This window comes from Streptomyces sp. NPDC051105, from assembly GCF_040682795.1.
Taxonomy (GTDB): Bacteria; Actinomycetota; Actinomycetes; order Streptomycetales; family Streptomycetaceae; genus Streptomyces.
Window position 1 is genome coordinate 273,825 of record NZ_JBFBBR010000010.1, and the last position, 20,865, is coordinate 294,689.

The 20,865-nt window shown below is 72.1% G+C and carries 21 protein-coding genes; 5 read left to right on the plus strand and 16 right to left on the minus strand.

The annotated features are described in order from the left end of the window. The first annotated feature begins 100 nt into the window (after positions 1–100). Positions 101–1,624, plus strand: coding sequence for an APC family permease (locus AB0N16_RS25610; protein WP_365800433.1), 1,524 nt, complete (start codon positions 101–103; stop codon positions 1,622–1,624). A gap of 99 nt (positions 1,625–1,723) precedes the next feature. Here AB0N16_RS25610 and AB0N16_RS25615 read toward each other — a convergent pair whose 3' ends face one another. The 11 genes from AB0N16_RS25615 to AB0N16_RS25665 all read right to left on the minus strand — a co-directional run bounded on the left by AB0N16_RS25615 (position 1,724) and on the right by AB0N16_RS25665 (position 13,639). Continuing rightward, positions 1,724–2,929, minus strand: coding sequence for a cytochrome P450 (locus AB0N16_RS25615; protein WP_365800435.1), 1,206 nt, complete (start codon positions 2,927–2,929; stop codon positions 1,724–1,726). Between the two features lie 52 nt (positions 2,930–2,981). Further along, entirely contained in the window at positions 2,982–3,452 is a 471-nt protein-coding gene (locus AB0N16_RS25620; protein WP_365800437.1) for a ricin-type beta-trefoil lectin domain protein, read from the minus strand. A 151-nt stretch (positions 3,453–3,603) separates the two neighbouring features. Further along, on the minus strand, positions 3,604–4,269 hold the full coding sequence (locus tag AB0N16_RS25625) for a response regulator transcription factor (protein WP_365800439.1): 666 nt from the start codon (positions 4,267–4,269) through the stop codon (positions 3,604–3,606). Further along, positions 4,266–5,603 carry a histidine kinase gene (locus AB0N16_RS25630; protein ID WP_365800638.1) on the minus strand — a complete coding sequence of 446 codons (1,338 nt, stop codon included), beginning with the start codon at positions 5,601–5,603 and terminating at the stop codon, positions 4,266–4,268. Before AB0N16_RS25630 ends, AB0N16_RS25625 begins: the two co-directional genes overlap by 4 nt. Positions 5,604–5,759: 156 nt before the next feature. Continuing rightward, positions 5,760–6,449, minus strand: a complete 690-nt coding sequence (locus tag AB0N16_RS25635) for a response regulator transcription factor (protein WP_365800441.1) — start codon at positions 6,447–6,449, stop codon at positions 5,760–5,762. Continuing rightward, positions 6,446–7,846: a sensor histidine kinase gene (locus AB0N16_RS25640; protein ID WP_365800443.1), complete on the minus strand. Its 1,401-nt coding sequence runs from the start codon at positions 7,844–7,846 to the stop codon at positions 6,446–6,448. Before AB0N16_RS25640 ends, AB0N16_RS25635 begins: the two co-directional genes overlap by 4 nt. Before the next feature lie 10 nt (positions 7,847–7,856). Then, complete coding sequence (locus AB0N16_RS25645; protein ID WP_365800445.1) at positions 7,857–9,107, minus strand: acyltransferase; 1,251 nt, start codon at positions 9,105–9,107, stop codon at positions 7,857–7,859. Beyond that, positions 9,100–10,110 (minus strand): alpha/beta hydrolase, encoded by a 1,011-nt coding sequence (locus AB0N16_RS25650; RefSeq protein ID WP_365800447.1) that lies wholly within the window; start codon positions 10,108–10,110, stop codon positions 9,100–9,102. The genes AB0N16_RS25645 and AB0N16_RS25650 overlap by 8 nt, the downstream gene beginning before the upstream one ends. 381 nt (positions 10,111–10,491) lie before the next feature. Next, a complete protein-coding gene (locus AB0N16_RS25655) occupies positions 10,492–11,367 on the minus strand; it encodes an alpha/beta hydrolase (protein ID WP_365800449.1) in 876 nt (291 codons plus the stop codon). Between the two features lie 192 nt (positions 11,368–11,559). Further along, on the minus strand, positions 11,560–12,801 hold the full coding sequence (kynU, locus tag AB0N16_RS25660) for a kynureninase (RefSeq protein WP_365800451.1): 1,242 nt from the start codon (positions 12,799–12,801) through the stop codon (positions 11,560–11,562). Further along, complete coding sequence (locus AB0N16_RS25665; RefSeq protein ID WP_365800453.1) at positions 12,794–13,639, minus strand: tryptophan 2,3-dioxygenase family protein; 846 nt, start codon at positions 13,637–13,639, stop codon at positions 12,794–12,796. The genes kynU and AB0N16_RS25665 overlap by 8 nt, the downstream gene beginning before the upstream one ends. A 206-nt stretch (positions 13,640–13,845) precedes the next feature. On the opposite strand from AB0N16_RS25665, the gene AB0N16_RS25670 reads away from it, so the two are divergent. After that, a complete protein-coding gene (locus tag AB0N16_RS25670; protein ID WP_365800455.1) occupies positions 13,846–14,265 on the plus strand; it encodes a DUF3151 domain-containing protein in 420 nt (139 codons plus the stop codon). 12 nt (positions 14,266–14,277) lie between these two features. Here the strand turns inward: AB0N16_RS25670 and AB0N16_RS25675 are convergent, their stop codons facing one another. The 4 genes from AB0N16_RS25675 to AB0N16_RS25690 all read right to left on the minus strand — a co-directional run bounded on the left by AB0N16_RS25675 (position 14,278) and on the right by AB0N16_RS25690 (position 16,962). Next, complete coding sequence (locus tag AB0N16_RS25675; protein ID WP_365800457.1) at positions 14,278–14,868, minus strand: hypothetical protein; 591 nt, start codon at positions 14,866–14,868, stop codon at positions 14,278–14,280. Continuing rightward, positions 14,865–15,293, minus strand: a complete 429-nt coding sequence (locus AB0N16_RS25680; protein ID WP_365800459.1) for an ATP-binding protein — start codon at positions 15,291–15,293, stop codon at positions 14,865–14,867. Before AB0N16_RS25680 ends, AB0N16_RS25675 begins: the two co-directional genes overlap by 4 nt. Positions 15,294–15,554: 261 nt before the next feature. Beyond that, complete coding sequence (locus tag AB0N16_RS25685) at positions 15,555–16,334, minus strand: zf-HC2 domain-containing protein (RefSeq protein ID WP_365800461.1); 780 nt, start codon at positions 16,332–16,334, stop codon at positions 15,555–15,557. A 25-nt stretch (positions 16,335–16,359) separates the two neighbouring features. Next, a complete protein-coding gene (locus tag AB0N16_RS25690) occupies positions 16,360–16,962 on the minus strand; it encodes a sigma-70 family RNA polymerase sigma factor (protein ID WP_365800463.1) in 603 nt (200 codons plus the stop codon). 203 nt (positions 16,963–17,165) lie between these two features. On the opposite strand from AB0N16_RS25690, the gene AB0N16_RS25695 reads away from it, so the two are divergent. From AB0N16_RS25695 to AB0N16_RS25705, 3 genes are read left to right on the plus strand one after another with little or no spacing between them, the layout of a single operon-like run. Next, entirely contained in the window at positions 17,166–17,663 is a 498-nt protein-coding gene (locus AB0N16_RS25695) for a cupredoxin family copper-binding protein (RefSeq protein WP_365800465.1), read from the plus strand. Further along, positions 17,660–18,691, plus strand: coding sequence for a metallophosphoesterase (locus tag AB0N16_RS25700; protein ID WP_365800467.1), 1,032 nt, complete (start codon positions 17,660–17,662; stop codon positions 18,689–18,691). Before AB0N16_RS25695 ends, AB0N16_RS25700 begins: the two co-directional genes overlap by 4 nt. Then, a complete protein-coding gene (locus AB0N16_RS25705) occupies positions 18,688–19,365 on the plus strand; it encodes a hypothetical protein (RefSeq protein ID WP_365800469.1) in 678 nt (225 codons plus the stop codon). Before AB0N16_RS25700 ends, AB0N16_RS25705 begins: the two co-directional genes overlap by 4 nt. A gap of 10 nt (positions 19,366–19,375) precedes the next feature. Here the strand turns inward: AB0N16_RS25705 and AB0N16_RS25710 are convergent, their stop codons facing one another. After that, entirely contained in the window at positions 19,376–20,818 is a 1,443-nt protein-coding gene (locus AB0N16_RS25710; RefSeq protein WP_365800471.1) for an MFS transporter, read from the minus strand. Positions 20,819–20,865 lie beyond the last annotated feature (47 nt).

Consider the following 20,865-nt stretch of genomic DNA (forward strand, 5'->3'; position numbering starts at 1 on the left):
TTGACAAACATTTAACGCCCCGAGACCCTCTACCGACTCATTCGGGCTACAGAGTTCCGGTCCAGTACAGCCAGCGAACAGCAGGAGAGGGGCCACCCCGATGGCAGTGGACGAGGGAGTCGCCCCGGCGACGAAACCGGACGGGAAGACAGACGGCGAGGGCACGGTCCACCGGCTGAAGCCCAACGCGATCGGCCTGCTCGGGGTGGTCTTCATGGCCGTCGCGACCGCCGCGCCGATCACCGCCATGACCGGCAACGTGCCCTTCATGGTGTCGTCGGGCAACGGCATCGGGGCCCCGGCGAGCTATCTCGTCGCAATGGTCGTCCTGGCAATCTTTTCCGTCGGATTCACGTCGATGGCGAAACACATCACGTCGACGGGCGCCTTCTACGGCTTCATCTCCTACGGTGTGGGCCGCACGGCGGGCCTGGCGTCGGGGCTGCTCGCCACCTTCGCCTACGCCGTGTTCGAGCCCGCGCTGATCGGCATCTTCTCGACCTTCGCCACCGGAACCTTCAAGGACCAGACGGGACTCGACATCCCGTGGTGGGCCTTCGCGCTGCTGATGCTCGCCGTCAACGCGACGGGCACCTGGTTCGGCGTCTCGGTCGCCGAGAAGCTCCTCGTGGTCCTGCTCGGCACCGAGGTGACCGTCCTCGCGGCGATGGCGATCTCGGTCGCCCTGCACGGCGGCGGCCCGCACGGCTTCACCTTCGGCCCGGTCGACCCGGTCAACGCCTTCAAGGGCACCTCGGCCGGCCTCGGCCTCTTCTTCGCCTTCTGGTCGTGGGTCGGCTTCGAGTCGACGGCGATGTACGGCGAGGAGTCCCGCGACCCGAAGAAGATCATCCCCAAGGCCACGATGATCAGCGTCCTGGGCGTCGGCGTCTTCTACGTCTTCGTCTCCTGGATGGCCATCATCGGCAACGGCGAGACGGAGGCCGTCAAGGTCGCCTCGTCGGCGAACCCGCTCGCGCTGTTCTTCAACCCCACCGAGCACTATGTCGGCCACTGGGCGGTCGACCTCATGCAGTGGCTGATGATCACCGGCTCGCTCGCCTGCGGCATGGCCTTCCACAACTGCGCCTCCCGCTACATGTACGCCCTGGGCCGCGAAGGCGTGCTCCCCTCGCTGCAGAACACCGTCGGCCGCACCCACGCCCGGCACGGCTCCCCGCACATCGCGGGCCTGGTGCAGACGGTGGTGAGCGCGGTGCTGATCGTCGGGTTCTGGGCCACGAGCAAGGACCCGGCCAACGCCCTCTACGTCCTGCTCGCCATCCTCGGCACGATGGCGATCCTGGTCGTGCAGGCGGTCTGCTCGTTCGCGGTGCTGGTCTACTTCCGCAACAACCACCCCGAGAGCCGGCACTGGTTCAAGACCTTCACCGCACCGCTCGTCGGCGGCCTCGCGATGCTCGCGGTGGTGCTGCTCCTGGTGTCCAACATGAGCGTCGCGGCCGGCTCGGAGTCCGGCTCGCCGGTGCTGAAGGCGACGCCGTGGCTGGTGGCGCTGGTGGCGGCGACGGGCGTCGGCTACGCGCAGTACCTCAAGCGCCGCTCGCCCGAGCGGTACGCGCTGCTGGGGCGGACGGTACTGGAGGAGACCAAGGAGCGGTAGGGACGCGTGCGCCCAACGGTTCGTGGAAGCTGAGTGAAAGTCCCACCGGCCGGGCAGACGCCTCGCATGGAATCGGTCGGTGATCATCCGAACGGGTGATCACCCCACCTCCACGCTCAACCCCTCTAGCCCCCGGATCACGAAGTTCGGCTTTCGCTTCGGCTCCGCCGCCAGGCTCAGCGTCGGGGCCCGTTCCAGCAACGCCGTCATGGAGGCCGCCAGTTCGATGCGGGCCAGCGGGGCGCCGATGCAGTAGTGGATGCCGGCGCTGAAGGAGATGTGCGGGTTTTCTCCGCGGGTCAGGTCGAGGCGGTCGGGGTTCTGGAAGACGGCCGGGTCGTGGTTGGCGGAGCCGAAGAGCATGGCGATCTCGGCGCCGCGCGGGACCGTCGTCCCGTCGATCTCGATCTCGTCCAGCACCCAGCGTTCGAAGAGCTGGAGCGGGGTGTCGTAGCGCATCAACTCCTCCACGGCGGTGGGGACCAGGGCGTGGTCGGCGCGGAGGGCGGCGAGCTGGGCGGGGTTGCGGAAGAGCGCGTACCAGCCGTTGACCGTGGCGTTGACGGTCGCCTCGTGGCCGGCGTTGAGGAGCAGGACGACCGTGGAGATCATCTCCTGCTCGGTGAGCCGGTCGCCCTCGTCGTGGGCCTCGATGAGCCCCGAGATGAGGTCCTCGCCCGGCTCCGCGCGCCGCTCGGCGATCAGCTCCCGCAGATAGCCGGAGAACTCCACCGAGGCCCGGACCGCCCGCGCCGCCGTCTCCGTCGAGGGGTTCAGCTCGTACATTCCGCAGATGTCCGCCGACCAGGGCCGCAGCGGGGCCCGGTCCGCCTCCGGAATGCCCAGCATCTCGGCGATGACGGCGACGGGGAGCGGTTCGGCGACGTCGGCGAGCAGGTCGCCGCCGCCCTTGTGGACCAGGTCGTCGACGAGTTCGCCGGCGAGCTTCGCCACGTACGGCTTGAGCCGCTCGACGGTGCGCGGGGTGAACGCCTTCGACACCAGGCGGCGGATGCGGGTGTGGTCCGGGGGTTCGAGGTCGAGCATGCCGTGGTCGTTGAGCGTGTGGAACGGCTCGTGCTCCGGCGGCGGTGCGGTCCGCCCGAAGTCCTCGTGGGTGAACCGGTGCTGGTACGCCCGCCCCAGCCGCCGGTCCCGCAGCAGTGCCGAGACGTCGGCGTGGTGCGGGACCAGCCACTGGTCGGTGGGCTCGTAGTACTGCACCCGGCCCCGGGAGCGGAGCTCGGCATAGGAGGGGTACGGGTCGGCGAGGAAGTCCGGGTCCCAGGGGTCGAAGGCTGCCATGGACGGACGTTAGACCGCCGGTCCCCCTCCTGACCAGGGGTGTCTCAGATGCTTACGGGTTGGGCAGCGTCCACCACTGCCAGGTGTTGGAGCCGCAGTCGCGGAGGTTGATCCCCGCGTGCTCGCGCTGGTCGCCGTTGTTCTGGATGCTCAGGCACTGGCTGTTGACGTCCGAGCGCAGCCAGCTGCCGTCCTTGTACCAGCGCTGGTTGGCCAGTCCGTGGCAGTCGCCGACGACCTGGGCCGCGGCGTTGACCTCGCCGTTCTTCACGTCGAGACAGTGCTGCTCGGCGCCGTTGACGAGCTTCTTGCCCGACCAGTACCAGAGCTGGTCGCCGGTGCCGGCGTTGCAGGTCCGCACCTCGACATTGTCGCCGTTGGAGGCCAGGCACTTGCCGTTCAGCTGAGTGGTGATCTGGAAGTACTGCGGCACCGCGGTCGCCTGGAAGGGCAGGGCGGTGACAAGAAGGGGGACAGAGGCCAGCGCGAGCGCGGGCAGGCCGCGCTCCAGGTACTTGATCATGAGATCTGTGTAGCGGGGCCGCGTGGTCCGCCGACAGGCTGTGAGCAGGGGCTTCACCCGACTGGCGGATCGGTTTCACCGGCCTTGAGGTGATCATTGCGGGGGCCACCGAGCATGGCGCCGCTCCGGCTCGAGCCCGCCCCCTCGGCCGCTAGCCCGGTGTCACCAGGCGTGCCTCGTATGCGAAGACCGCCGCCTGGGTCCGGTCGCGCAGGCCCAGCTTGACCAGGATGCGGCTGACGTGGGTCTTGATCGTGGACTCGGCCACCACCAGGCGTTCGGCCATCTCCGCGTTCGAGAGGCCCTGGGCGATGAGGACCAGGACCTCCGTCTCGCGGTCGGTGAGGTCGCCGTAGGCCGCGTGGGCCGTGGGCATCAGACGCGGGGTGCCGGAGAGTTTGGAGAACTCCGTGATCAGGCGTTTGGTCACCGACGGGGCGAGGAGGGCCTCGCCCGCCGCCACCACCCGCACGCCTTCCGCCAGTTGGCGGGCCGAGGCGTCCTTGAGGAGGAAGCCGGAGGCTCCGGCGCGCAGGGCCTGGTAGACGTACTCGTCCAGGTCGAAGGTCGTCAGGACCAGGACCTTGGCCGTGCTGTCGAGGGCCACGATCTCCCTCGTCGCCTCGATGCCGTTCAGCTCGGGCATCCGGATGTCCATCAGGACCACGTCGGGGGCGAGTTCACGGACGCGGTCCACCGCCTCACGGCCGTTGACCGCCTCGCCGACGACCTCGATGTCCGGCATCGCGTTCAGCAGGACCGAGAAGCCCTCGCGCACCATCATCTGGTCGTCCGCGATCAGTACGCGGATGGTCATGCATCACCTTCGGTAAGGGCGACGGCCGGCAGGAAGACCGTCACCTCGTAGCCTCCCTCGGCCGTCGGGGCCGCTGTCATCTCGCCGTTCAGCATCGACACGCGCTCCCGCATGCCCGTGATGCCGTGGCCGGCGCCGGGAGAGGGCTTGAGGAGGGCGGGCCGGGGCGGGGGCCCGTTGACTATGCGCAGGCCGAGGCCGCCGATGACGTATCCGATCTCCACCCGGGCGGAGGCACCCGGCGCGTGGCGCAGGGTGTTGCTGAGAGCCTCCTGGACTATGCGGTACGCCGACAGCTCCACGCCCTGCGGGAGTTCACGGACCGCACCGGTCACCCCCTTGTCGACGGTCAGACCCGCCTCCCGGACATTGGCGAGCAGGCCGTCCAGGTCGGCGAGGGTGGGCTGCGGGGCGTCCGGCGCCTCGTAGTCCTCGGCACGGACCACGCCCAGCACCCGGCGCAGCTCGGTGAGCGCCGCCACCGCGTTCTCCCGGATCGTGACGAACGCCTTCTCCAGCTCAGGCGGCGGGTTCTCCACCCGGTACGGGGCGGCCTCCGCCTGGATGGCGACGACGGACATGTGATGGGCCACCACGTCGTGCAGTTCACGGGCGATCGTCGTGCGCTCCTCGAGGAGCGTGCGCCGGGACCGCTCGTGTGCCGTCTGCGACTGCTGGGCGGTCACCGTCTGTTCGGCCTCCCGGCGGATCTGCCGGACGGTGACGGTCAGCAGGGCTATCGCGGAGACGACCAGCATCGGGCCGACGTCGTTGGTGTAGTGGCTGCCGCCGAGGACCGAGACGAACGCGAAACCGTAGAACGCGGTGATCGCCCACATCCAGGCCGCCGTGCGCGGCCGGGTGCGGACGGCGACGACCGTGAGCACCACCAGGTGGGAGATGAAGTTGCCCAGCGTCCACGGCCACTCGTCCCAGGAGCTGCCCAGCAGGGTGCCGGCCCAACTCGCGACGAGCGACAGCCAGAAGGCGGCGACCGGGCGCGCCAGCGTCAGCAGCACGGGTGCCAGGACGATCAGGCCGGCCAGCAGGCCCCCGGCCGATCCCGGCGAGCGGTCGGTGACGGTCGTCAGCAGCGCCACCATGCCGGCCGCGGCCACCGCGAGATGCGGGGTCCAGACCGCGTACTCCCGCATGCGGCCGGACAGGCGGCGGATGCGCGGACCGTCGCTGCTCAACGGGGGCAACGGCCGGTAGGCGAAGGCATCCTGGAAGAGGTCCTGCCGCAGCCTGCGCAGGGCGTCCAGCGCGGCCCGGACCTCCGGACTGCGCGGCTTGTACGGCTCGAACGCGCCGTCCGGCGGCTCCGATGGCATCGCGTGCGTCTGGGTCGTCTCGGTCACGTACACGACGGTATGCGGCGGGCGGGGTCGCCGTCGTCACCAGTGAGACGGGTTCTCCGGCATCCCCCTCAGGTACTACGGGGGTCCGGCGGGGTTCCGGCCGCAGCGTCACCACAGGGCTCCGGGCCGTCAGTATCCCGACGGCCGTACCAGCCCCGACTCGTACGCGAACACCGCCGCCTGGGTGCGGTCCCGGAGGCCCAGCTTCACCAGGATGCGGCCCACATGGGTCTTCACGGTCTGCTCGGCGACGACCAGCCGCTCGGCGATCTCCGCGTTCGACAGCCCCTGCGCGATCAGCGCGAGGACCTCCGTCTCGCGCTCGGTCAGATCTCCGACGCGTGTCTTCAGCGGGGCGCGCACCCCGCCGCCGTCCAGCTGGGAGAACTGGGCGATCAGCCGACGGGTGACGCCCGGCGCGAGCAGCGCGTCGCCGGCCGCCACCACCCGGACCGCCTCGGCGAGCTGGTCCGCGGACGCGTCCTTGAGCAGGAACCCGGAGGCCCCGGCCCGCAACGCCTCGTACACGTACTCGTCCAGGTCGAAGGTGGTCAGCACCAGCACCTTGATGTCCGGGCGTTCGCCGACGATCCGGCGGGTGGCCTCGATGCCGTTGAGCTCGGGCATGCGGATGTCCATGAGGACGACGTCCGGGGTGAGTTCGGCGACCTTCACCACGGCTTCCAGCCCGTCCACGGCCTGGCCGACCACCTCGATGCCGGGCTGGGCGTTCAGCAGCACGGTGAAGCCCTGCCGGACCATCTGCTGGTCGTCGGCGATGACCACGCGGATGGGGCTGCTGCCATTGCTGCTCGTCATGCGCGGCCGTCCTTCGAATCAAGGGCAGGGATGGTGCCGGTGCGATCGGAGGCACCGGGCAGGATGCCGGGGGTGCGGCGGGGCGCCAGGGCCGCGTCGGCGCCGGCGGCCGGAAGCCGTGCGAAGACCTGGTAGCCGCCGTCCGGCCGGGGTTCCGCCGTCAGCGCGCCGCCCAGCATCGCCGCCCGCTCCCGCATGCCGAGCAGTCCGTGCCCGGCACCCGGCGACGGCGGAGCGGGGCGGGTCGGCCGGGTGTTGCCGACCCCCACCAGCAGCCCGTACGACATGTACTCGATCTCTACATGGGCGGTGGCCCCCGGCGCGTGCCGCAGGACGTTGCTCAGGGCCTCCTGCACGATCCGGTACGCCGACAGTTCCACGCCCGGCGGCAGCGGGCGGCTGTCGCCGACGATCCGCGCGGTGACCGTCAGGCCGGCCGCCCTGGTGTTCTCGACCAGCGCGTCCAGCCGGTCCAGGGTCGGTTGCGGGCTGTGCGGGCCGACGCCGGCGTCGTCGGGCGCGTCCTCGTCGGGGCTCTCCGCGCGCAGGACGCCCAGGACTCTGCGCAGTTCGGTCAGCGCCTCCAGGGCGTTGTGCCGGATGCCGTCGAGGTTCTCGCGCAGCTCGTCCGACGGGTTGTCCACCAGGTGGGGGGCGACCTGGGCCTGGATGGAGATGACCGACATGTGGTGGGCCACCACGTCGTGCAGTTCGCGCGCGATCCGGCTGCGCTCCTCCAGCAGCGTGCGCCGGGCCCGCTCCTCGGCGGTCAGCGTGGCCTGGTGGCTGAGCTCCGCGCGTGCCTCGCGGCGGCCGCGCAGCGCCGCGCCGAACGGGACGACCACCGCGGACAGCGCGACGGTCACCACCGCGGTGGACACATGCGGCCGCGCGCCCAGCTGTCCCTCCAGGAAGAAGGTGACGAGCGCGGTCAGCACCAGCGCCTCGACGGCCACCCGGAACCGGACCCGTAGCGCGAGGAGCAGCATGACCAGCAGCTGCGCGATGATCCCGGACACCGTCCACGGCCAGGCGAACCGCATTCCCGGGGGCATGTCCAGCCGGTCGAGCAGCGTCACCGCGCCCACCAGCATGCCGCCCGTCGACAGCCACCACGCCGGGATCGGCCGCGACATGGCGAGGACGACCGCGCCGCCCTGCGAGAGCGCGATCAGGAAGGCGCCGCCGAAGCCCAGACGCCCGTGGTTCTGCACCTCGGCGAGGCCGCCGAACATGATGCCGACCGCCGCCAGCCACAGCACCCCGTGCGGCAGCCAGCGCAGCCACACCGAGGGGGGCAGCGGGTCCGCCCGGACGGTGCACAGGTCGTCCCGCAGGATCCGCAGCCCGAGCAGGACGCGGTCCGCGAACGCCCGCCGGCTCCCCGTTTCCGTCACGTCGGCCAGCCTAGACACGACGGGCTCCGATCGGTGTCGCCCGATCGGACGAGCGGTGGTCCGTGATGTGCGGGCGGGTGGTGTCCGGCCGGGAGACGGCGACACGCGAGCGGGTGCGGCGGCGGTGTGGCGTGCCGGGGCGCTCGTACGTGTGGAACGCCGCCCAGCAGACGGCGAGCGCCAGGACGAAGACCGGGAGCCACATCAGACGGGCCGCGGCCCAGGTGGGGTGGTCGGGGGGCGTGTGGAGACCGGGGAGGCGGCCGAACAGGAGGCCGGTGGCGGTGGTCGCCATCAGGGCCGTCTGGTGCCAGAGGAAGATCGTCATCGCGGAGAGGTTCACCAGGGCCACCGCCGCCCAGGCGAGCGGGCGGCGCATCGTGCGACGCAGCCGCTCGCGCAGCAGCAGGGCCAAGCCGCACTGGGCCAGGCCGAAGGTGACGGCGGCCAGCGTGGGCGGGTTGAGGTTGGAGACGGATGCGCCGGGAACGCCGACCATCGAGGCCGGATAGCCCGCGCACGCGACGAGCCCGGCCGTCGCCGCCGTACCGCCGACGAGCAGGACCCAGCCGGCGCGTGGCTGGTCCAGTTCGCCACGGGTCCAGGCGGCGCCCAGGGTGTACGGCACCAGCCAGCCCGCCGCCAGGTTCACCCAGCCGAGGGCGGCCGGAGCGCCGAAGCCGAAACGGAGAAGGTCCACATGCAGGACGACGGCCAGCGGCCACAGGGGGTTGAGCCGGGCGACGAGCGGGGTCGCCGCCGTGAGTGCCGCGAAGACCACGAGGAACCAGAGTGGGGACAGGGCGAGTTTGGCGAGGGTGTGGACGGTGGTGACGTCGGTGCCGGAGAGCAGGAGGGCGGTGGTCGCGACCGTCCAGAGGGTCAGGACCGCGGCGACCGGCTTGAAGAGACGGGACAGCCGGGACTTCAGCCAACGGTGGTAGGGGGTGCCGTCGGCCTGGGCGGTGAGGTGACTGCGGGTTGCCACATGCCCGCCGACCAGGAAGAACACCGCCAGGGACTGGAAAATCCAGGAGATCGGGGCCAGCCAGGGCAACTGCTGGAGGGGGCTGCTGGTGTGCAGCGTGTCGCCGTCCGCCACCAGCGCCGTGACCAGCCAGTGGCCGAGCACCACACCGAGGATGGCGAACGCGCGGAGGGCGTCCACGGCGCGGTCCCGGTCGGGTGGGGTGGCGGCGTCGATGCGGTGGGCGAGAAGGCGTATGCGGTTCGGGAGGCGGGGTGGCGGTGACTCAGGCACGGGTGACCTCCGTGGTCTCGCCGAGGACGATCCGGGCGAGGTTGGCCAGCGAGACCGAGCCCGGGGTGAAGTAGTCGCTGTGGCCGCCGGGGCCCGCCGCGAAGACGCGGGCGCCGAAGGCCGGGGACACGGGGTCGGTGCCGAAACCGACGGTGGTGCCGAGGAGGTCGGCGGTGATGTGCGGGACCTCGGCTATCCAGTCACCGGCGCCTCGGGCCGCCCAGACACGGGCGGACGTGTGCAGGGCCGTGACCGAGTCGGCGCCGGTGCCGGGACTGCCGACCAGCGCGATGTCGGTGACACCCAGGCCGGTGAGGGTGGGGGCGGCCCGGGCGCAGACCACCGTGCCGTAGGAGTGGCAGAGGAGGGAGACCGCCGCCGGCCCGGGGGCGGTGAGGGAGCGCAGTTCACGGATGAACGCGCGCAGGTGCGGGGCGGCCTGGTCGGCCCGGCCCGGGGTGAGGACGGTGGTGCTGATGGTGGCGGGGGTCCGGTAGCCGAGCCAGGCGACGACGGCGGTCCGGGTCCGTGGGTGCCCGCCGGTGAGGTGCCGGTAGAGGGACTCGGCCGCGGTGTGGAACCGTGCGTAGGTGTCGAGGGTGGTGTCGGAGCCGGGGACGAGGACGGCGACGCGGCCGGCGTGCGCCAGGTCGCCGAAGACCTCGGTGGCCTGGCCGGTCCCGCGGGCGTCGAAGTGGAGGAGACGGCGGGAGGGGGAGGCGAGGGCGCGGTCGGCGGCGGCGCGGGAGGGGTCGCCGTGGGCGGCGGCCATGCGGGCGGCCTCGACGGCGTTCTCGCGGTTGGCCTGGTAGGCGGTGGTGACGGCGGCCGGGGTGAGGGGTGCGGAGAGGTCGGCCGGTGCCGGAGCCGGGATCGGGGGCCGGGTGGCCGCGGAGAGGGGCAGGACCACGGCCGCGGTGAGGAGGGCGGCGAGCGTGGTGCGGCGCAGCCTGTGACGCCAGTTCCCGTGCCCCCGGTCAGACCTCTCCCGCTCCCCCGTCATGGTCGGCCCCTCCCCGTTCAGTCCGCCCGGCCGTCGGGCTTGTCTGATCGGGAAATTACGGAGCGGGCGACGTCGTTCGCGTCCCGCCAGAGAACTCACCTGGCGGGTAGCTCTCAGGTACTACGGGTATGCGGGGGAGGCTCGGGGGCAGGTCGTCACGAGGTCGGCCCGGCGCGCCAGGTCGGCACGGCAGGTCCGCCCGGCACGGCAGGTCCGCCCGGCACGGCAGCTCGGCCCGGCAGGTCGGCACGGCAGGTCCGCCCGGCAGCTCGGCCCGGCAGGTCGGCACGGCAGGTCCGCCCGGCAAGGCAGGTCGGCCGAGACTGGCACGGCAGCTCGGCTGATCCCGGCAGGTCGGCCCGAACACAAGGCCGGCCGGGCTCAATACGCCAGTTGGGCGATCTCCTCCGCCACCACCGCGCACGCGTCCGCCGCCGGGTCGATCAGCGGGAAGTGGCCGACGTCCTCCAGCAGCGTCAGCCCCACCACCTCGCCCGCCTTCGCCGCCGCCTCCGCGTAGGACTCGGCGACCGCCTGCGGGACGACGTCGTCCGTGCGGCCCTGGACCAGGGTGGTCGCGATGCCCGTGGGGAGCAGCAGCGCCGGGTCGGCATAGCGCTGCCGGTCGGTGAACTGGTCCACGCCGCCGAGGAGTTGGAGCGCCGCGTGGCCGCAGACCTCCAGCTTCTCCGCCACCGCGAAGTCCGCGATCGGGGCCAGGGCCACCACGCCCCGCAGCGACGCCGGGCCGGACGTGCGCCACGCGGCGTCCGCCGGGAGGACGTGCCGGGCCGCCGCCCACAGCGCCAGGTGGCCGCCGGCCGAGTGACCGGTGAGGACCGTGCGGCGCAGGTCGGCCTGGGGCAGCGCCTCGCGGGCCAGCGCGGGCAGGACGTCCAGCGCGGCCGCGATGTCGTCGAAGGTGTCCGGCCAGCGGCCGGCCACCGGGGCCGAGCCACCCTGCGCGGGAAGCGTCGCGCCGCGCCGGTACTCGACGTTGGCCACCGCGAAGCCGCGCCGGGCCAGGAAGTCGGCGAAGGGGGTGACGTGGCCGCGGTCGTACGGTGCCCGCCACGCGCCGCCGTGCAGGACCACGACCAGCGGGGCCATGGCCTCGTCACCGCGCGGGACGTAGAAGTCGATCACCTGGTCGGGGTGGTCGCCGTAGGCCGCCGTGGCGTCGGGCTCGACGTGCGGGTGCGAGAAGGCCGACTCCTCCTCGGCGGCGGCCCGTTCTGCTGCGGCGTCGTCCGGCATGCTCCAACCTCTCAGCGACGTAATTACATTGGCGGACCAGGTGGGGAATTCGGCCGTTGGCCGGGACGGTATCAGGCCGGTGACGTGCGGCGACACGTGGATGTCACGCACGGTGAGGATTACACGGTTCTGTACCGTCCCGGCCTTCCCACCCGGGTCACTATGTCGTCATGTCACCCGTCGCGAGGCTCGTCACAGCGCTCTCGTCCCGTTGGACGGCGCCGCTCCCGCCACCTCCCCGAGCACCCGCGCCGCCCGTTCCGTGTCCGCGAAACCGACGTACAGCGGGGTGAAGCCGAAGCGGAGGACGTCGGGGTGCCGGAAGTCGCCGACCACCCCGCGCTCGATCAGCCGCTTCATCACGTCCCCGGCGTCCGGGCAGCGCAGCGCGATCTGGCTGCCGCGCTCCTCGTGCGCCACCGGGGTCACGCACTCGACGCGGCCGGCCGGCAGGTACGCCTCGACGCACTCCAGGAAGAAGTCCGTCAGGGCCAGGGACTTCTCCCGTACGGCGGCCACCGGCACCTCGTCCCAGACCTCCAGCGCCGCCTCCAGGGCCAGCATGGAGAGGATGTCCGGGGTGCCGACGCGACCGCGTACCGCGCCCGGGGCCGGGGTGTAGGCCGGGCTCATGCCGAACGGCTCGGCGTGCGAGTTCCAGCCGGGCAGCGGCGAGTCGAAGCGGTCCTGGAGGTCGCGGCGGACGTACAGGTACGCCGGTGAACCCGGGCCGCCGTTCAGGTACTTGTAGGTGCAGCCGACCGCCAGGTCGACCCCGTGCTCGTCGAGGCCGACCGGGAGCGCGCCCGCGCTGTGGCACAGGTCCCAGACGGCCACGGCCCCGGCCGCGTGGATCGCGGCGGTGAGGGACGGCAGGTCGTGCAGCCGGCCGGTGCGGTAGTCGACGTGGTTGAGCAGGACGGCGGCCGTACGGTCGCTCAGCGCGGTGCGCACGTCCGCCGGAGCCACCGGACGCAGCGTACGGCCGGTGAGCCGGGCCGCCGACTCGGCGATGTAACCGTCGGTGGGGAAGGTGGTCGCGTCGACCAGGATCTCGGTCCGCCCCTCCCCCGCGAGCCGTACCGCGCCCACAAGTGCCTTGAAGACGTTGACACTTGTGGAGTCGCCGACCACGATCTGGCCGGCCGCCGCGCCGACCAGCGGGGCGATCCGGTCGCCGATCCGCTCCGGCGCCGTCCACCAGCCGCTCTCGTCCCAGGACCGGATGCGCAGCTCGCCCCACTGGCGCCGGACCACGTCCTCGACCCGGCCGGGGACGTGCGCGGGCAGGGCGCCCAGCGAATTGCCGTCGAGATAGACGCCCGCGGCGTCGGCCGCGTGATCGGACACCGTGTCGAGGACGAAACGGGAGCGCACGCCGGCGAGCTCGTCCTCCGCGTCCAGCTTCTGTGCCCTCAGGGCCAGTTCAGACATGGGACCTCGCCGTCCACAGCTCCGGGAACACGTTCTTGCGGGCGCGCTTCTCCAGCCAGGCGACCCCGGCCGAGCCGCCGGTGCCGGCCTTGGCGCCCATGGCACGGCGGGTGGCGACCAGATGGTCGTTGCGCCAGCGCCAGACCAGTTCGGCGACGTCGGTCAACGCCTCTCCGAGCCGGGCGAGTTCGGCGTCCCCGTCGCCCGAGTAGACGGCCGTCCAGGCGGCCTCGACGGCGTCCGAGGGGTCGTACCGCCGGGACACGTCACGGTGGAGCACCGCGTCCGGGACCAGGTGTCCGCGGCGCGCGAGGAGCCGTACCACCTCGTCGTACAGGCTCGGCTCGTACAGGGCCTTCTCCAGTTCCGCGTGGACGCGGGGGGCGCCGCGGTGCGGGACGAGCATGGACGCGGACTTCTCGCCGAGCAGGAACTCCATCCGCCGGTACATCGCCGACTGGAAGCCGGAGCCCTCGCCGAGGGCGGAGCGGTAGGAGTTGAACTGGGCGGGGGTGAGCTGGCCGAGCGGTTTCCAGGAGGCGTTCAGCGCCTCCAGTTCCCGGGTGGAACGCTTCAGCGCGTTGATCGCGGTGGGGATGTCGTCGCCGCGCAGGGCGGTCCCCGCGGTCTCCCACTCGTGGACGATGACGGTGAACCACAGCTCCATGACCTGGGTCGTGACCAGGAACACCATCTCTCCGGGATCGTCGGAGAGGGTGTGCTGGAGGTGGGTGAGCACGTCCGCCCTGACGTAGTCCTCGTACGGCGTCGTGCCCGCGAAGTCGAGATGCGGGGTCTCGGGCTCCGAAGCCTCGTCGGGCTGAGCCTGAAGGGACATCGCTGTCTCCTGTTGTGTACTCCGGGTAGCGGTCCGCCCCTGCCGTTGTCGACACGGGGGCCCCGGTCCCCACCCGCATCTTCCGCAACGTAACCCGGAAACGGCAAGGGCGCCCGCCGCCGGACGGACCACACCCTCCCCCGGGACGGCCCCGCGGAAGCCGGCGGGACGTGGGGGGACGCTCTCGGCGGTGGCAGACTTGCGCCATGACGACGCACACGAACCTGCTCGGCGGTCCGGAGCCGACGTATCTGCCGGAGAACGAAGAGGCGTACCGCCTGCTGGGCGAGGAGTCGCTGGCTCCCGTCGAGGTGGCGGCGAAGTTCCCGACCTTCTCGCCGGCCTGGGCGCTGCTCGCCGACGAGGCCTTCGAGCGCGGCGCGGTCGTCGAGTCGTACGCCTACGCGCGTACCGGCTACCACCGCGGGCTTGACGCCCTGCGCCGCGCCGGGTGGAAGGGGCACGGCCCCGTTCCCTGGGAGCACCGGGCCAACCGGGGCTTCCTGCGCTGCCTCGCCGCGCTCGCCCGCGCCGCCGGTGAGATCGGCGAGAAGGATGAGAACGAGCGGTGCTGGCAGTTCCTGAAGGACAGCAGCGCGGAGGCGTACGCCGAGCTGCACGGATAAGCGGCAGGCGGTTCAGCTTCCGGGGCACCCGGCGGCCGTCCAGGCGGCGTACTCCTGGCGGACGTAGCGCAGACGCCTGCGGGCGAGCGTGATCGCGTCGGGGTGGTACGGGCCGGCCACCAGGTCGGGATGGCGGCGGTCGTACCGGACGAGTTGCTCGGCGGTTTCCGCGGCGGCCGCGGCCGGGCCGGAGCCGCCGCCCAGGGCCATCCGGTCCATGAGGGCGGCCCTGCGCAGCAGCCAGGCCCGTTCGGCGGCCCTCGCGTCGACCGGGGGGCCGGTGACGGGCCCGGCCCGGCGGCCGTCTCGTTCGGCCCCGAGCGCCAGCAGCCGGTGCATCTCGCGGCGCAGCTCGGGCGCGTTCGCGTAGGCGCGGGGGCCGGTGCCGCAGCGTCGGCACGGCGCCGTGTCGTCACCGGGGTCGCCGGGCTCGCCGTGATCGAGGGCCGACGGATGCGCCGTGGACCGCATGGGAACCCTGGCCGGTCCCGGGCAGCCGTCGACGGGACACGGCTTGTGGGTCGCCAGGGCCCACTCGCGGGGTCGTGCGGTGACCCGGTGCCGCGGCTCGCCCGGACCGCCCGGGCCGCCCGGGCCGGTCATGCCGAACACCTCAGGCAGGCGCGGACCTCGCGGCCGCCGCGCGTCTGGTGGACCTCGGTCGACTGGGCGAGGTACTGGACGATGCCGGTGCCGCGGCCGTGCTCGTCGGGAGCCGTGTCGCGGGGACGGCGCTCCACCGTCATGCCGGAGTCGGTGACCACGATGTGCAGAGTGCCGTGGTCGAGGGCGAGCGACAGCGTCATGTGCTCACGGCCGTACTGGGCGGCGTTGGCGGCGAGTTCGTCGACGATGAGAACGGCGGAGTCCCGCTCGCTCGCGGGCACGCTCCAGGCCTCCAGCAGATCGGCCGTGAAGTGCCGAGCGGCGGAGACGTGCGCCTCCTGCGCGGGCAGGGTGAGCAGCGCCTGGTGGTGGCTGGGCCTGCCGGGCAGGGAACTCGGGCGGGGCGAATCGGTCACGAACATGGTCTTCTGGCTCTTCCGTGGAGGTGCGGAGACCGGAACGGGGGAGACCGCCGACAGGTCGGGGGGCCGGTGTACCGGTCCTGCATGGGTGCGCTCATTCAGTTCCACGGACGGGACGTATCCGATGGTTCGAACTGTTCGCACCTTTTGCCAGGATTCTTGTGGGTCAGTTACGGCCGACGTCAAGTCGCTTACGGGGCGGGCTGGTTGGCGGCGAGCCGTAGGGGCCTCGATCTCGGCGCCACACGTCCGGACAGCGCCTCACGACCGGATGGTGACCAGCTTCTGGCCGTCGCCCGCGAGGATCTCGAAGTGCTGGATGTCCCCCGGGGACATGGCGACCGCCCCTGGGACCGTGGTGCCGGGAGAGTATGTGCCGGCCCGCCAGGTGGCGCCGTCCGCCCTGGCGCCGCCGGGCCCAACGGCCTGGAGCCGGCAGGTGATTCCGGCGGGCGCTCCCTTGGCGTGGACCTGTAGGACACTCCCCCAGGCGGAGGGGTAGACCTGCACCGAGGCGGTGACACCGGTGGCGGGGTCGCTTCCGGAGAACGTGCGCCAGGCCGTCGGCGCGGTCGCCCCGGGCGGCGTCGCCTGACTGGTCACGGATCCGACCGTCGCCAGCCAAGTACCGCCGACCGCTGCCGCGACGAACGTCAGGGAGGCGGCGGCGCCGGCCAGTTGCAGGCGCAGGCTCCTGCGCCGCCGGGCCGCGGCCCGCTGCAGCAGGCTCTCCAGCACGCCCGCCTGTGGTGGTGCCGCCACCACAGGCGGTGCGGGCGAGGAGACCTGCGCGCTCTCGGCCGCGTGAGCCACCAGCCGGTCGGCCAGGTCGCCGTCGGCCGTCGGCATCGCCCGGCCCGCGGCTTCGGCCTCGGTCACGGTCGCCAGCAGCGCGGGCAGTCCCGACAGCCGGGCGTGTTCGGCCCTGCACTCGTCGCATTCGGCGAGGTGGACGCGTACCTGTTCGATCTCCGCCGAGGGCAGGGTGCCCAGGACGTATCCACCCAGCGCCAGCCGGAGGTCGTCATGCTCCGTACTCACGGTCGCCACCTCCCGCCCACCACGGTCACGGCTCGATCCCCCGCTCCTGGAGTGCCAGCCGCAGGGCGTGCAGGGCGTAGTACGTCCGTGACTTCACGGTGCCCAGCGGAATACCCAGCACCTGCGCGGCCTCCGCCATGGTCCGCCCGCGGTAGTAGGTCTCCAGCAGCACCGCGCGGTGATCCGGGGACAGCGCCCGCAGGGCGTCGGCGACCGCCCAGCTCTGCAGTGCCTGCTCGATCTCGTCCTCGCCCGGTGTCTGCTCGGCGGCCCGCTCCAGCGCCTCGCCGCCGGCCTCGGCCGGTCTGGCCCGCCGGGCCCGGTGGGCGTCGATCACCAGATGCCGGGCGACCGTGCACAGCCATGCCCGGGCCGGGCCGCGTGCGGGCTCGAACGCGGCGGGGTGCTGCCACGCCCGCAGCAGCGTCTCCTGCACCACATCCTCCGCCCATTGCCGGTCTCCCGAGGTCAGTCGCAGCACGTAGTGGAACAGGGGCCCTGCGTGCTCCGCGTACAGAGTGCGCAGCAGCTCCTCATCCGCTGTCGAAAGCGTTCCTTTACCGGAGACACGGCGCGCGGAGCGATCCGGATCAACCCTTTGCTCACGCTTTCGGAAACTCCGGGGCATAAGTCGATGATCGCGCACATGGACTTCTTTGTCCTGTAACGCAGGGCGCGGTAGAGGTAGCACTCCGCGTCACAGCCAAGAAATCCCACAAAAGTGTATATATGCCGAACCTTATGACCGTCGCCGTCCGTGGAGCCGGACAGGAACCGCCCTGCGCGCGGTTCCTCATCGCCCACATCCACACGGCAAAGGACGGATCAGACGTGACCGAGACACACCACCCCCCGAACTTCCACACCCCAGTCCGACGATCACGCGCCACGGCCGGGCTGGCCCTCGCCGCCCTCGCCACCGCCGGCACGCTGGGACTTCTCACCTCATGCGGCCGGTCGCCGCACTCCTCGGCCGTCGGAGCCGGTGCCATCGCGCCCGGCCGTCCCGGCGCGTCGCCGATGCCCAGCATGAGCATGCCGACGAACCACCCGAGCACGGGCAAGCCGGTGTCCGGGACCGCCGTCGCGATCAAGAACTTCGCGTTCGCGCCGGCCACGCTGAAGGTGCCGGTGGGTACGACGGTGACCTGGACCAACCAGGACACCGACGCGCACACCGTCACCAGCGCCGGATCGGGCGGTCCGTTGCAGTCCGCCGCCCTGGCCACCCACGGCACCTACAGCCACACGTTCACCAAGCCCGGCACCTACGCCTACCTCTGCACCATCCATCCGTTCATGACCGCCACCGTCGAGGTGACCCGATGACCGACTACGACGGCTACTACGACGACCGCTACGACAGTCACGACGGAGCGCCGGCCGACGAGACCGGACTCCCCGACGGGGAACACGGCATGACACGTCGCCAGCTCATGCGGCACGCCGGATGGTTCGGCGGCGCGGTGGTGCTGACCGTGGCCGGTGGAGAGGTGATCAGCCACATCGCCGACGCCCGGGGCAGCACCGCCGAGGCCGCCACCGGTGGCACCGGTGCCGCAGCGACGGAACGCGGCACGCTGCGGTTCGTGCAGGTCTCCGACAGCCACATCGGCTTCCAGGGCCCGGCGAACACGGACGTGGCCGGCTCCTTCACCGAAGCGGTCAACCAGGTCAACTCGCTGGGCTTCAGGCCCGACTTCGTCATGCACAGCGGCGACCTGACCCACCTGTCCATGGCCGGGCAGTTCGACCAGGTCAAGCAGATGATGTCCGGATTGAAGACAGACCGGGTCTTCACCGTACCGGGCGAGCACGACTCGATCGGCGACGCGGGCCGCGCCTACCGGCGGACCTTCGGCGCGGGCACGCTCGGCGACGGCTGGTACAGCTTCGACACCCACGGCGTGCACTTCATCGCCCTGGTCAACACCCTGAGCCTGGAGAAGCTCGGCCACCTCGGCAACGACCAGATCGACTTCGTCCGCAAGGACCTCGCCGGCCTGCCCTCGGACACCCCCGTCGTGGTCTTCAGTCACATCCCGCTGTTCGCCATGTACCCGCAGTGGGGCTGGAGCACCGACGACGCACTCAAGGTCATCGCCCTGCTGCGCCGCTTCTCCTCCGTCACCTGTCTCAACGGGCACGTGCACCAGCTGTTCAGCAAGACCGAGGGCAACATCACCTTCCACTCCGCCACCACCACCGCCTACCCCCTGCCCCGACCGGGCCGTGCCCCCGCTCCCACCCCGCAGGTCGTCCCCGCCCGACAGCTCAAGGACGCGCTCGGCATCCGAGCCGTCGGCTACCGGCAGGGCGACCGCGAACTGGCCATCAAGGATCAGAGGCTGGCATGAACAACCGACGACTCCCGGCCTCCGCCCTGCGGTGGGCGACTGCCGCAACCCTCGCCGCCGGCGGATACGTCCACGCCCAGCTCTACGTCGACGGATACCGCTACGTCCACGTCATCGGCCCTCTGTTCCTCCTGCAGGCCAGTGCTTCCTTCGCCCTCGCCGCCCTGCTGGCGGCGGGGACGCCGCCCCTGCTGCTGAGGGCCGCCGCGGCCGGCGTCGCGCTCGGCGCCCTCGGCGGCTTCGCGGCCTCGCGCACGGTGGGTGTGTTCGGATTCACCGAGCGCGGTCTGCAGCCCGCGCCGCAGGCCGGCCTCAGCCTCCTCGCCGAAACCGCCACGCTGCTGCTCCTCGCGGCCTGGCAGCTGGCCCTGACCGCGGCCGGACGACACGAGGCACCTCCCGCGCGCCGGGAACCACGCCCGGGAAGCGCCTGGCCGAGCCCGCGTCTGCGCGAACTGAGGGACACCGTGCGCGTCCTGCTCGGTCTGGACGACGACACCGCCGTCGTGATCCGCCAGCTCGGCTGTGCCGCACGCGGTCACCCACCGGTGGAAACCGTCGTCGAGGTACTGCCCATGGACGGCGGCGAGGCTCACCGCTGGACACTCCACCGCCCCGCCGACCAGATCACCGAGCACGACCTGCGGACCGCCCTGCTCCGCCGGCGGCAGTAGTCTCCAGCCCCTAGCGACTCTTCGCCTCGATCGGCGGCGACGTCACGTTCCCGTGGGTACGGCACTCCGGGCGTACACAGCCCGGTGCCGGCCTGCGGACCAGGGCGAAGGCGAGCGCCGCGCCGACCACCAGAACGCCGGCGCAGATGGGCATGGCCCGGTCGAACGCCGCATCGAACGCCGCGGGCGACCGGTACGCCCCCGGGCCCATCCCCGCGAGCAGCGGCAGCGCCGCCACCGCGATCAGGCTGGCGGCGCGGGCCGCCGCGTTGTTGATGCCGCTGGCGATGCCCGCCCGGGCCGTGTCCACGGAGGCGAGGACGGAGGCGGTGAGCGGGGCGACCAGGGTGACCAGGCCGACGCCCATCACCAGCACGGCCGGCAGGACGTCCGTGAGGTAGTTCGCGTCCTCGCCGATCCGCAGCATCAGCAGCATCGCGCCGGCGCACAGCAGCGGGCCCACCGTGAGCGGGATCCGGGGGCCGATCCGGTCCGCCAGGGCGCCCGAGCGGGCCGAGAAGAGCAGCATCAGGGCGGTGGTCGGCAGCAGGGCCGTACCGGCGGCCAGGGCCGAGTACCCGGCCACCACCTGGAGTTGGAGCGCGGTCAGGAAGAAGTAGCCGCCGAACGCCCCGTACACGCACAGGGTGACCAGATTGAGCGCCGAGAACTGGCGTGAGGCGAAGATGCCGAGCGGGAGCATCGGATCCGGGCGCCGCTTCTCGACGTAGACGAAGGCCACGGCGGTCGCGATCCCGAGAGCGCCGACGACGTAGGCCACCGTGCCGCCCTGGATCAGCGCGTAGGTCACCAGGCCCAGGGCGAGCGCGCCGAGGACCGCGCCGAGGATGTCGAAGCGGCCGTGCACCCGGCCGTCGGCGGACTCCGGGACATGGCGCAGGGCGACCGGGACGCAGAGCAGCGCCAGCGGGACGTTGAGCAGGAACACCCACCGCCAGCCCGGGCCGTCCACCAGCCAGCCGCCCAGGAACGGGCCCACGGCCGCGCCGATACCGCCGAAGCCGGACCACAGGCCGACCGCGCGGGCCCGGTCGTCGGGGTGGAAGGACGCCTGGATCAACGCCAGCGAGCCGGGTGTGAGGAGCGCGCCGCCGATGCCCTGGAGCGCGCGGGCGCCGACCAGGACGCCGGCGGTGGGGGCGAGGCCGCACAGCAGGGACGCGGACGCGAACCAGACCACGCCGATCACGAAGATTTTGCGGCGGCCGTACTGGTCGCCGAGCGAGCCGCCGAGCAGGATCAGCCCGGCCAGCGTCAGCATGTACGCGTTGACGGTCCACTGCAGAGCCGACAGGCTCGCGTCCAGGTCCCGCCCGATGCGGGGCAGCGCGACATTGACGACGGTGGAGTCCAGCATGGCCATGCTGGAACCGAGGACCGTGGTAAAGAGGATCCACTTGCCCTGCGGTGAGGCGAGCCGGACGTCGGGCATGGTTCCAGGTATACAGCGGACCCGGTGCCGTAGCACCGGGTCCGAGG